Annotated in this window: 12 protein-coding genes; 1 reads left to right on the top strand and 11 read right to left on the bottom strand. The window is 38.4% G+C overall.

Annotated elements, in window-relative coordinates; genetic code table 11:
- Window positions 1-110: 110 nt before the first annotated feature.
- The 7 genes from der to prsW all read right to left on the bottom strand — a co-directional run bounded on the left by der (window position 111) and on the right by prsW (window position 7,512).
- A complete protein-coding gene (der, locus tag MKY08_RS07110) occupies window positions 111-1,421 on the bottom strand; it encodes a ribosome biogenesis GTPase Der (protein ID WP_024364293.1) in 1,311 nt (436 codons plus the stop codon).
- 450 nt (window positions 1,422-1,871) lie between these two features.
- The gene (gene rpsA, locus MKY08_RS07105; RefSeq protein ID WP_069511798.1) at window positions 1,872-3,008 is read right to left on the bottom strand and encodes a 30S ribosomal protein S1; all 1,137 of its coding nucleotides are present in this window, start codon (window positions 3,006-3,008) and stop codon (window positions 1,872-1,874) included.
- Between the two features lie 102 nt (window positions 3,009-3,110).
- Entirely contained in the window at window positions 3,111-3,785 is a 675-nt protein-coding gene (gene cmk / locus MKY08_RS07100) for a (d)CMP kinase (RefSeq protein WP_069511800.1), read from the bottom strand.
- Window positions 3,786-3,868: 83 nt separating this feature from the next.
- Complete coding sequence (locus tag MKY08_RS07095) at window positions 3,869-4,528, bottom strand: flagellar brake domain-containing protein (RefSeq protein ID WP_069512138.1); 660 nt, start codon at window positions 4,526-4,528, stop codon at window positions 3,869-3,871.
- Between the two features lie 86 nt (window positions 4,529-4,614).
- Window positions 4,615-5,889, bottom strand: a complete 1,275-nt coding sequence (locus tag MKY08_RS07090) for a PepSY1/2 domain-containing protein (protein ID WP_069512140.1) — start codon at window positions 5,887-5,889, stop codon at window positions 4,615-4,617.
- A 24-nt stretch (window positions 5,890-5,913) separates the two neighbouring features.
- Window positions 5,914-6,738 carry a spore cortex-lytic enzyme gene (gene sleB / locus MKY08_RS07085; protein WP_069511802.1) on the bottom strand — a complete coding sequence of 275 codons (825 nt, stop codon included), beginning with the start codon at window positions 6,736-6,738 and terminating at the stop codon, window positions 5,914-5,916.
- Between the two features lie 99 nt (window positions 6,739-6,837).
- Complete coding sequence (prsW, locus tag MKY08_RS07080) at window positions 6,838-7,512, bottom strand: glutamic-type intramembrane protease PrsW (protein WP_069511804.1); 675 nt, start codon at window positions 7,510-7,512, stop codon at window positions 6,838-6,840.
- Window positions 7,513-7,595: 83 nt separating this feature from the next.
- On the opposite strand from prsW, the gene MKY08_RS07075 reads away from it, so the two are divergent.
- Window positions 7,596-8,564: an asparaginase gene (locus MKY08_RS07075; protein WP_069511806.1), complete on the top strand. Its 969-nt coding sequence runs from the start codon at window positions 7,596-7,598 to the stop codon at window positions 8,562-8,564.
- A gap of 69 nt (window positions 8,565-8,633) precedes the next feature.
- Here the strand turns inward: MKY08_RS07075 and MKY08_RS07070 are convergent, their stop codons facing one another.
- The 4 genes from MKY08_RS07070 to MKY08_RS07055 all read right to left on the bottom strand — a co-directional run bounded on the left by MKY08_RS07070 (window position 8,634) and on the right by MKY08_RS07055 (window position 12,672).
- Window positions 8,634-10,175: an aminotransferase class V-fold PLP-dependent enzyme gene (locus tag MKY08_RS07070; RefSeq protein ID WP_069511808.1), complete on the bottom strand. Its 1,542-nt coding sequence runs from the start codon at window positions 10,173-10,175 to the stop codon at window positions 8,634-8,636.
- 4 nt (window positions 10,176-10,179) lie between these two features.
- On the bottom strand, window positions 10,180-10,740 hold the full coding sequence (locus MKY08_RS07065; RefSeq protein ID WP_069511810.1) for a glycerol-3-phosphate acyltransferase: 561 nt from the start codon (window positions 10,738-10,740) through the stop codon (window positions 10,180-10,182).
- Window positions 10,741-10,809: 69 nt separating this feature from the next.
- Window positions 10,810-11,775: a YpdA family putative bacillithiol disulfide reductase gene (locus tag MKY08_RS07060; protein ID WP_069511812.1), complete on the bottom strand. Its 966-nt coding sequence runs from the start codon at window positions 11,773-11,775 to the stop codon at window positions 10,810-10,812.
- Window positions 11,776-11,916: 141 nt separating this feature from the next.
- Window positions 11,917-12,672, bottom strand: coding sequence for a metallophosphoesterase (locus tag MKY08_RS07055; RefSeq protein WP_069511814.1), 756 nt, complete (start codon window positions 12,670-12,672; stop codon window positions 11,917-11,919).
- Window positions 12,673-12,806: the final 134 nt, after the last annotated feature.

The following is a 12,806-nucleotide window of genomic DNA, read 5'->3' as shown; positions in this document are numbered from 1 at the left end:
TGTGTGCTACACATATTTTAACCAATTAGTGATTTAGCCTAGTCCTTTGAAAAAAGACGCCACCCAACAACAATTGTCGGGTTGGCGTACTGAATGTGTAATATGTTAAATTATGCACGGGCACGTGTAATTAAACGAATTGGCGTCCCTTCAAAATCGAATGTTTCACGAATTCTATTTTCTAAAAATCGCTCATAAGAGAAGTGCATTAATTCTGTTTCGTTGACGAATACCACAAACGTTGGTGGTTGAATCGCCACTTGAGTAGCATAGTAAATACGTAAACGGCGACCTTTGTCAGTCGGCGCTGGGTTACGTGCCACAGCATCTTCAATCACTTCATTCAGAATAGACGATTGAATACGCATTGCATGATTTTCACTTACGCGCTGCACAATCGGTAAAATTTGATGTACTCGTTGTTTTGTATTGGCTGATACGAAAATAATTGGAGCATAGTCTAAGAATAAAAAGTGCTCACGGATTTGCTGAGTAAAAACATTCATTGTTTTTTCGTCTTTTTCAATCGCATCCCATTTGTTAACGACAATAACAATTGCTTTTCCAGCCTCATGTGCATAGCCTGCAATTTTTTTATCCTGTTCCTGAATGCCCTCTTCAGCATTCAGAACAACTAATACAACGTCAGAGCGTTCAATGGCACGTAGCGCACGCAACACAGAATATTTTTCTGTCGTTTCGTACACTTTTCCTTTTTTACGCATACCGGCTGTATCAATAATGACGTATTCATGCCCATCATATTCGTAAGGTGTATCAATTGCATCTCGCGTTGTACCTGCAATGTTGCTGACAATAACGCGTTCTTGACCTAAAAAGGCATTGACGAGTGATGATTTCCCGACATTTGGACGGCCAATTAAAGAAAATTTAATTACGTCATCGCCATATTGGTTTTCATCCTCTTGAGGGAAGTGTTTTGCACACTCATCTAATAAATCCCCTAAGCCTAAGCCATGAGAGCCTGAAATTGGCCAAGGTTCACCAAAGCCAAGTGCGTAAAAATCATAAATCATTTCACGCATGTCCGGATTATCAATTTTGTTAACAGCAAGAACGACAGGCTTTTTTGTTTTGTATAAAATTTTTGCAACTTGTTCATCTGCTGCTGTTACGCCTTCACGGCCATTCGTCATAAATATAATAACGTCTGCTTCTTCAATAGCGATCTCTGCTTGTTGACGAATTTGTTCTAAAAACGGTTCGTCTCCAATTTCGATACCACCTGTATCAATAATATTAAAATCATGTGTTAACCACTCTGCCGAACTATAAATACGGTCACGTGTTACTCCCGGAATATCTTCTACAATCGAGACACGTTCTCCAACGATACGATTAAAAATCGTCGACTTACCTACGTTCGGACGACCTACGATGGCTACTACTGGTTTCGTCATCTGTACTTCATCCTTCCAACTTCTTATCTTTCGCTATTATACACGAAAAATGCCATTATATCATAACATATCCATCAAGGAGAGTACTTTTTACCTTTCTGCTCGACATAATCGTTGTTTTTCGTACCAGCGTGCTCTTTATTACGCGTATCATTCAACTATTTTTAGTTTTCCCTTATTTTCTTTTTGCGCTCGTGCAATCCCGCTTTAGTATCACCGAATCGGCAACAAAACATGTAAACTAGGATAGCCCCACCAAATAGGCTTCTGGTAGCAGCGAGATAGATATAACTTCACTCATTTCGCAGGCAGATGCCATAGATAGAAGCACTTACTCACCCACTAATAGCGCAGTGATGGGGCTTGCATATTTAAATTTTATGCGGCTTCATTAGCCTATTTTTGACAGACGAAAGCGAGGATACAACATCATATCCTCGCATATCATAACTATTTAAAATTTTTCAGTTGATCACCGATGACATCACCAAGAGAGAAACCTGTGTTTTCTTCTGGTAATTCATAATCGATTACTTCTTCAGCCTCTGGATTTTCCAATAAATCTTTTATACTTAATGCTAGACGACCTTCGTCAACGTTAACATCCAGCACCTTCACCTGTACCTCTTGCGCTTCTTTTAACGCTTCATGTGGTGTGTTAATATGTTTGTGTGCAATTTGCGATATATGCACTAAGCCTTCCACACCTGGGAACACTTCTACAAAAGCACCAAAGGACGTAAGGCGTTTGACTTTCCCTACAAGTACTGTGCCTTTCGCTGCACGCTCTTCAATATTCGACCAAGGTCCAGGAATTGTTTCCTTAATGGATAATGAGATACGCTCATTCTCTGGATCTACCGAAAGAACTTTCACTTTCACTTCTTGTCCTTCTGATAAAACCTCACTGACATCACTTACATGCTCATGTGATACTTGTGAGATATGGACAAGCCCATCGATACCACCAAGGTCAATAAATGCACCAAACGATGCTATCCGTTGCACTTTACCGTCTAATACATCCCCAGCTTTAATTTGGTTAATGACATTTTTCTTCTGAGATGCTTTCTCAGATTCAACTACAGCTCGATGTGATAAAATTAAGCGATTTTTTTCTTTATCTAGCTCAACAATTTTAAAGTTTAATACTTTTCCTTTATAATCTTCAAAATCATCAACAAAATAATCTTCTACTAAGGATGCCGGAACGAAGCCACGTACTCCTAAATCAACAACAAGACCACCTTTAACAATATCCTTTACTTCCGCTTCGAAAACTTCCTCAGCAGCAAATTGTTGTTCTAGTGTATCCCATGCTTTTAAGGCATCTACTTTACGTTTTGATAATACATAGTTTCCTTCTTCAACTTTTGTAATCATCAATTCTAACTCATCCCCAACGGAGATTGCGTCAGACGCTTTTTCAATGTGTAAGCTCGATAATTCACTTATTGGTACGATACCGTCAAACGGTGCACCTGGAATTGAAACAGTTACCGCTTTTTCATCAACCTGCTCTGCAATACCTTTGACGATATCACCTTCGTTAAACGTTTGTTCTGCATAGTTCATTTCTTCAGACATATGTAACCCTCCTTCGCATCTTCCCTTACTATTTTATTCGATATTGAAGACAAAGACAAAAATAAATCCTTTAAATTCAAAAAATGTCTGAAATTTTAGGATTTATACCATTTTTTCTTGTGCTAATTTTAAAATGGCCTGTGCTGCGGCATCAATTGATAGCTCCGTTGTGTCTAAAAATATAGCATCCGCTGCTTGAATCAGTGGCGATGCTTCGCGCTCACTGTCCATTTTGTCGCGCAAAGCAATCTCTTCTTGGAGCTTTTCTATTGAAGACGCTATCCCTCTTTTTTCATTGTCAATAAAACGACGTCTTGCACGTTCTTCTACAGTAGCAGACATGAAGATTTTGAGTTCAGCATTTTTTAACACATGCGTAGCAATATCCCGTCCATCCATCACAACACCACCATTTGCAGCAAGTTTTTGCTGCTGTGCGACCAACAATTCACGCACTTTGGCATGTGCAGCTACTTGTGAAACAGATGATGTCACTTCGTTAGAGCGAATTGCATCTGATACGTTTTCGCCGTCTAAAAAAACAAGTTGACCTTGAGGAGATGGCTTTAATTCAATTGAGCTAACTGCTAACATTGCTGCTAAGTTTGCTTCATCATCTAAATGTATGTTTTGTTGCATAGCTTTATACGTAACTGCTCGATACATTGCACCCGTATCGATATACGTGAATCCTAGTGATTCTGCAACGATTTTCGCGATTGTACTTTTTCCAGCTCCTGCAGGTCCGTCAATCGCAATTTGAATGTTTTTGTTCATTATGCTTCCCTACTTTCTTTCACACCATATTGTATCACACTAACAAAAAAAAGCCCTCTATTTGCAAGAGGGCTACTGTGATTTTAATCATCAAAAGGATTTAATTCTTTACGACGATTTACTAGCTGACGTTCGAAGCAGAAACGTACGATATGTTGTTGATCAATATCATCCGTATCTGTTAACTGAATGGTAGCAATTGTCTTATCTTCTTTTTCAAATATCTTAACAACAGTAGCTTCTGTTACGACATAAATAACATCTCCATTGGCAAATGGTAAGACAATTGTTAACTTAACATCATCCCCGTCTTTAAAAGCTACATCACCTTTCAAAATCAGTGCAATACCACCCGCACTTATATCCGCTGTTACTAGTTGATACTTAAATTCATTAAATTGAACTGCCACATCAACAGGTGTATCAACACGAACATATTCACGGCGTTGAATTTTAATAAATTCATCTTCTTGTGGGCAATGCAACATAATCATCGGTATATTGCCCGCCTTGCGTCCTATTACTTCTGTATTGAATGCATAGGAAAGCTTATCCTCTGTTCGAAAGGTTGCCCTAAATTCTGAACCATCTATTAAAAAAGCGGTTTTCTTTGTTACTACATTGGTTGGATAGTCAATATAAAGAATATTGTCTTTTTGTTCAACTACTTTACAGCGGAATTTCTCTATACGTTCTGTATAAGTAGGTTCTAGTTGTAATAGTGTTCCAATTTTTATTTCCATGAGCATCTCCCCGAACAATATATATACCTCCATTATCGCATGGGATGTAAATTTTGGCTATATGAACTGGGAGCTTTTTCTTTATCTTAGGTTAAATATTCTACTTTTAAAACATTGTGATTTTCAGCATCAATGACAATACGGAATGTTTCTTGCGTCTGTTCATCTCGAACGGCTATCACTTCATAGCAAAGGCGTTGCTCGAATTGTCCATTATCCGTATAAATATTTTTCACTTCTTCCACGCGCACATTATCATCAAAGAAAGATTTCCAATCAATTGGATTAGCCTTTTGAGGTTTAATTGATTCTTCTTGGATATATTCCATTGCATTGGCACCAAGTAATTCCCCAGTATCTTTTGCAATTTTTAACTGAACGCCATCCGCATAGATTAATGCATTATCACCAGGATGAACGCGCGCAAAAGTAACATGCCATGCTAAATGATTTTCACGTGCTTCAACATAAGCAACATCTTTCATTTCCAATCGCTTTAAATGCTCTTCAGCTTTTTTAATAATTTCATCTTGGGAAAGTTTTGCTTCATCCACAGGACGTTCCACTAAATAGGACAGTAAATGTCCTCCTTTTTCAGTTAAATCTACATAGCCTAAGCGAATACCTTGGTGGAACTGTATGTGATAAAACGGATATGGTGCGGTATCACTACTTTTGGTCACAGTAAATGTAGCATCTTTAATAAGAGGGAATAAATATTTCACTTTTTCCAATGCTTCTTTTTCCGTAATAACTGAATCTTGTAAAGCTTTTAATTCTATTTTCTTTTGCCAATCGGCTTCACTTAAAGTAAGCGGGAAATCACTTTCACCATAATCTTTTAGTGTCTTTTGAATGTTATCGAAAGAGGTATTAGGATTTTTATTGTCTACTTGACGCATCCAAACATCCATTTTTCCATCTTGCTTGTAGTAATCAACAGTAGCTGTCGTCCACTCGTCAGATAAAGCTTGTAAATTAGTGGAAATTTGTGGCATTTTTTCTCGCCATGCTTCATAATCCCCCGATTTTGCTGTTTTCTTTGCTTCATCTCCTATTTTTCCCAAATAACCTAGCCACTGATTAGAAAGTTCTTGCCCAATTGGAATATTCGCAATAGAAGAGCGTACTTCAGAGCTGAGTCGCCAAATAGAATCTAACTCACTATCGATCGCCTGTTCATCCTTAAATAATAAGGATTGTGAAACGGCTCTTTGTAAGTATGATAATTTTTCAGAAGCGTCCGTTAATTTTTCTGTATACTGCGCATGTACAGTACGTTGTAAACTTTCTTTATCGCCATGTAAATCAATGCTATAGGCACCCAAACCAATTACTGCTATTGTTAAAATAACGAGCATTGTTCTCAATTGTTTTCCCCCTTTCTATGAACAGAAAATATGCTCACCTATTTGTTTTATTTGAGGACGCGTCCAAATCCACTTACTTGTTGCTGTTTTTGGATTAAAGTAATAAAGTGCATTTTCCGATGGATCCCAGCCATTCATAGCATCAATGACCGCTTCCTTTGCACGTTGGTTCGGTTCTAGCCAAATTTGTCCATCTGCTACTGCTGTAAATGCTAATGGTTGGAATATAATACCTGATATTGTATTAGGGAAATCAGGGCTTTCTAGTCGATTTAAAATAACTGCTGCTACAGCAACTTGCCCCTCATAAGGTTCTCCCCTCGCTTCTCCGTAAACGGCATTAGCGATTAGCTGTAAATCTCGCTCTGTATACTTTGGTGGAATTTGTGTATCGGTACCATTACTATTGCTGCTACCACTGCTATCACCACTATTTGCTGTACTGCCTCCACCACTATTTTTCACCTGTTGATCAAGAGGCACACCACCATAATAGGTAAATTGATTGCCTGCTTTTAATTGCGCTTTTACCCAATTCTCATCATAATCTGAATAGCCAGCTAACGCTTTTTTCGTCTTTGCCCCCGCTATTCCATCAATCGGCAAGCCATATTTTTCTTGGAAATTTCGCAGTGCCCAATACGTGTTGTAGCCAAATTTCCCATCAATTTTACTTTTATAAAATCCTAAGTATTGTAGTCTAGCTTGCAGCTCAATCACGTCATCTCCATAAGCACCACGAGCAATCTGTTGATCGCTAAACGCGATGGCGTCATTTTGCGGAATCGAGACTATACTAATCGCAAATAGGAAAGCAAAAAGTATGCTTAATAAACGCACAATCATCACTCCTTTTTTTTATAGCTTGAAACAAACGACACTTTTTATACATTGATAAAAAAGAAAAAAACGTAGAAATCGTTATAGATTTCTACGTTTTTATATTTTTTTATGCATATGCAAATGTTGGACAAGATGATAGTGCGCTAACTTTACTTTACGTAAGCCAAACCACCATAAAAATAACATAAACGGTATCATTAAATATACCCAATGCCCTTTAAATGATAATATTGTATTGTATAAAATGTGTAATACTACCGGTGCGCAAATGGCCATAGCAATCATTTCTTTTGTCTTTGCATTTTTGGAAAATTTAGCACGTCCATAGTAATAACCCATTACTACACCGAACAGAGCGTGACTAGATACAGGTAATAACGCGCGCATAAAGGCCGTGTTCAAACCGAAAGAAAATAAGTATAATACATTTTCTATCGTAGCAAACCCAAGAGATATACTTGCACCGTACAATATACCATCATAAGGATCATCAAATTCCACATGATTGTAAATAGCTATTAACAGAACAAACCATTTAAAAAACTCTTCAATGACACTTGAAAAAAGGACATCTTGTAAATAAAGATATCGAAAAACTCCCTCCTCCGTTAATACATATTGTAAAAACAAGATAGGGAAAGTTAGAAAAGCACCATACAAAAACGTTTGAAGTAAAGTTCTTCTTGGCTCCGTTGCCATTTGATTGCGCAAATAGAAGTAACTAAAAAGCGCTAGACCGGGAGCAATGGCAGCTGATAAAAGGATGATCATGTTGCCGGCTCCTTTCAACAATAGACTGATATCATTATACCATGTAATGACAAAAAAACTTTTTAAAAGGAGATATATTTTTTATGAAAAAAACAATTTTATTAATTCATACGGGTGGCACAATTTCCATGGCAATGAGTGATGAAGGTGCGGTGATGCCCAATAAAGAAAATCCACTTATAAAAGAGAGTAAAAAACTTGATACACTGGCAACTATAAAAGAAGTGGAGGCGTTTAATCTTCCTTCACCACATATAACACCAAATGAAATGCTTCATTTACGTAACTTAATTATGGAAAAAACTTCAACAGAACAATTCGATGGTGTGGTTATTACACACGGCACAGATACATTAGAAGAAACTGCCTATTTTTTAGAGTTAACAACCAATCTATCCATTCCAATAGTCTTAACAGGTGCTATGCGCTCCTCCAATGAGCTAGGTGCTGACGGCATATACAACTTAGTGGAAGCTGTTCGTGTAGCGATAGATGCCGAAGCAAAAGACAAAGGTGTGCTAGTTGTGATGAACGACGAAGTCCATTTGGCTGTCAACACAACTAAAACGAGCACGAGCTCAGTTAATACATTTCAATCTCCACAATATGGCCCAGTCGGACTTATTACAAAAACACGTATTCTGTTTCATCATGCCCCGATTCGTCGCCAATACGTAGATGTACAAAGCTTAACAAAACGAGTAGCGATGCTAAAAGTATATGCGGGTATGGAAGTTGATTTACTCGATGTTGTCCTTGCCTGCCAATATGATGGTGTTGTACTTGAAGGACTTGGACAAGGCAATGTACCACCAACAGTTGTAAAAGGCATCGAAAGTCTATTGGAACGAGGTATTCCGGTCGTTCTAGTTTCTAGATGCTTCAATGGCATCGCAGAAGGCGTATATGGCTACATTGGTGGTGGTAAAATGCTTGAAGACTTAGGCGCAATTTTCGCCACAGGCATTAATGGACAAAAAGCACGCCTAAAATTACTTATCGGTCTAAATACAGCAGGAAATCCTTTAGACTTAAAAGAATTTTTCCAGTAATACTACTGCCCCCAATTGTTAGACACCACCTAACAATTGGGGGCAGTTTATAGTTATTAGAGATGTCACTTATAAATCCACTGTTTGCTTATAAAAAGTTAACAGATTTTGTAAGCGACTATAGGCTAACTCAAAATCAGGTTGAATCACGGATAACTGTATGAAATTTCGCTGCTGTAAATAGGCACTATCTGCATGCACAAATAACCCGTTTAATTTTAAATCTGTTGCTAGCTTGGTTAAGCCATTTGGACATTGTATAGTGATGATCATTGGATACGCTGTAATCGGTAAACGATAATGCATAAAAGGCAACTGCAATAATGCTTCATAGCGCTGCTGTAGTTGATGATAACGTGCTGGATAGGCTTGTAAGGCTTCCACTACATTCCCAACAAGTGCTGCTGGTAGTGTATACGGAATCGTTCCATGTTGATAATTGGTTAAATCTAAATAAGCAGGCAACGCTGTTACAGGCTCTTCAAGTTCTTGTGAAAACACAAAGGCCAAGCCACTCAGTGCCCCAATAGCTTTACCACTCACCGCTGTCGCTAAGTAACAATCGTCCAATAAAAACGGCATAGCGCCAAAAGAGCTAATACAATCAACACAAAGTTTTATATTATAGCGCTTAGCCAACTGTTTCATCCCATGTAAATCATTGCAAGCACCTGTTGACGTTTCTCCGTGCACCATCAGTAGCCACTGATAAGCCCCTGTTTGTAATAAATCCTCCACCGCCTGTATGTCAAATGCACTTCCCCACGCTTGCGTAACCACATCAAAATCCAATAACCAGCGTTTTGCCTGCTGATGAAGACGTTCTCCAAATTCGCCATTTGTTAAAATAAGTCCACGCCCTGCTTGCTGAGCCTTGAGTTGTCCAAGCATTACTTCATTTGCTAGCGTCCCTGATCCAACGATTGTAGCGACTTGTTTAGCCCCAGATAATTCAAGCAACTTGCTTCGCATACGTGCATAGAGCGATTGAAAGGCTTGTGACCTGTGCGACATATCAGAATACACAATAGGTCCTAGCTGTTTCACTGGTCCTGGGTAAAATGTATAACTTTCCTGTGCAAGTTTTTGTTGTAACGACTGTTCAAATTGTTGCCTAGTTAAAACCATTGGTAAAAACCGTGCTTCTGTTGTTCCTACCGCAGGTGCAAATTGGCTAAAGCCCATTTGTTTATACATCTTTTCCTCACGAGTAGTACCTGAGATAACAGCTGCTGAGTACCCCTTTTCATACGCAAAAGCATTTAATGCTTGTGTTAATCTGATTAGTACTCGACCTGAGCGGTAAGGCTTTTTCACTGCCAGTAAGCGAATTTCACAAAGCTTTGTACAAATCTCCTTTGGTAAAAATTGCTCCACTTCACCGATTTTTTCGTCGATTGAAAACGGCCGCTGATCTCGAAAGGCTAACATACCGATCAGCTCAGTACCTTTATATACCACTAAATACGTATTTTCATCATGGAAACGATCGACTTTTCTTTTCAGCGCATTGGGTTCATGTTGTGGAATTTCCTCAACAAAAGTTTCATAATTCAACTGCGCGATTGCATCAAATTCCTTTTCTGTCTGTGCGACTTTACACCAGTACATAATTTCACTTCCCTCTTCTCAATGACTCCTTTATATTGGATGAATGCTTCAATAGCATACACATAATGGCAACAAGTATCGGTATGTATAACTGTAAATGTCCTGTCAGTACAATTGCGCCAATGTAAAATACAAAGCCACCTAACATGCCAAGTGTTAAACTTCTTGTTATACCAAGCACAATAGCTGTACCGACAATCATCATTGAAAATAAAGATGGAGATAGGGCAAGTCCAACACCAATAAACGTTGCAACCCCCTTACCGCCATTAAATTTTAGCCAAATCGGATATAAATGACCAAGAATCACGAAACAGGCTCCAGCCATAATTACCCATTGTTCCAAATGCCAGAAATAGCCTACTGTGACAACAAGTACACCTTTTAATGCATCCCCTAAAAATGTCCACATAAATGCAGCCTTGCCAATTACACTCCCTGCATTTCTGGCTCCTAGATTTTTACTGCGTTCTTGTTGTAAATTGACACCATACATTTTCCCAACGAAATAAGCCGTCAAAAAGTTTCCAACACCATAACTAAATAGCCAATAAAGCCAAGCCATTATTCCCCTCCTTATACAGTTTAAAAGAAGCTGTATAAGCAGTGCATGCCTATACAGCTTCCTTTTCTTTTATACCTTTCTGTCCGCAATAGCTTGAGCAATACAATCCCCATGGAAACGGCCGTTTTCTATAAAAATTTCATTGGCATTATTTCCTGCTGCAATAACCCCAGCAATAAATAACCCAGCTACATTGGTTTCCATTGTTTCTGGGTGACAAAATGGTCGACCAGTTTCTTCGTCAATTGTAACTCCCATCGCACGGATAAATGAATGGTCTGGATGATAGCCTGTCATAGCAAAGACAAAGTCGTTTTTTATCATTTCTTCACGACCATCAATATTGATGATGACTTCATGTTCACGGATTTCCTTCACAATTGTATTAAAATGCATTGTGACTTCTCCATTGCGCACAACACCTTCAAATTCTGGTAAGACCCATGGCTTAATGCTTGGTGAATACTCGCTACCTCGATAAACAACTGTGACGCGAGCGCCCGCTTTGTTTAATTCTAAAGCTGCATCTACTGCTGAATTTTTGCCACCAATCACAAGGACATCTGTATCAAAAAATTCATGACCTTCTTTAAAATAATGGTGAACTTTAGGTAATTCCTCGCCCGGAATATCCATATAGTTAGGATGATCATAGTAACCCGTTGCAATGACCACATAGGGTGTTCCATATACATCCTTATCCGTCGTAACAGTAAATAATTCCCCTGATTTAACAACACTTTCGACTTTTTCAAAACGGTTTACTTGAATATTTTTCAAGCGCACTACTTCACGATAATAAACAAGTGCCTGATTTCGCTTTGGCTTCCGTCCTTCAATAATAAATGGTACATCACCAATCGCTAAACGTTCACTCGTACTAAAAAAAGTTTGATGTGTAGGATAATTGTAAATAGCGTTTACGATATTTCCTTTTTCAATTACAATCGGTTGTAAACCAATTTTTTGCAAAGATATTGCTGCGGCTAAACCACAAGGGCCTCCTCCAACAATAATTGCATCGACTTGTTGCATTGTTTGACACTCCTATCAAATTGGCATCTATTAAACACAGATGCTTAACTGTTGCAGATGAACTCCCTTTAGGGTATCTACATAATGATTTCAAAATCAACTATCGTTTCCATTATACGCCTTCTATACATTTTTGGTTGTTTATTTATCCGAAATATCAATGTCAATAATATGACACTCTGGTTTCGCTCCTAAACGAAATGGCAATAAAGTTGTACCATAGCCATTACTTACGAGCGTCATAATACCTTCTCGTTGTCGATAGGAGCCTAGTGGATGCACCCCATATGGACCAACTCGTATTTGCCCACCATGTAAATGTCCACCAATCATTAAGTCAGCTCTAAATTTTGCTCTTACTCGGGCAAAGACACCTGGATTATGTGAAATAAAAACGACTAAATCCTCCTCACCCACTTTTTCAAAAGCAGCATCAAAACTATATTTCATTGTCGAAGTATCTTCAATAGCACTTATCCAAAAGCGGTTCTTATTAGGCAATAACACAGCATCATTGGCGATAATCTTTACACCATGCTGTTGTAATATAGCTCGAAGTCGCTCCTCACCCACTTCTCTATCATTATTTCCCCATACAAAATAAGTAGGGCCTAACGGTGTCAATAAATCGAGATTTTCATGAATACGCTGAATTGGCGTGCGTCCATCTGCAAAATCTCCACCGATAATGACCGCATCAAATGTACTTTCTAATCGTTCAATCATTGGGCGATTAATTTTCCGTAAATGCGTATCTGAAATAAAAAATAGCCGAATCTTTTCTGGTTGACCTTTAAGTGATAATCGATGGTGCAACACATTATTTTCGTGCGCGACCTTCCACATGTAGAGTAGGAAGGCGATAACTATTAAAAGAAATAGTCCAATATATAGCATTCCCTCACTTCTCCTTACGATAGCAAAAAGGCGATTCAATACGCTATAGAATCGCCTTTTTGCTAATTAGACGTTTGCCTCAACCTTATGTTGGTGTTGACGTTTGTCCTTTATTTTATACTAGAAAAACATCG

This window comes from Lysinibacillus sp. FSL M8-0337, assembly GCF_038593855.1.
GTDB classification, from domain to species: domain Bacteria; phylum Bacillota; class Bacilli; order Bacillales_A; family Planococcaceae; genus Lysinibacillus; species Lysinibacillus sphaericus_D.
Note: the sequence above shows the minus strand (reverse complement) of the source record. Positions and strands in the feature narration are given on the sequence as shown.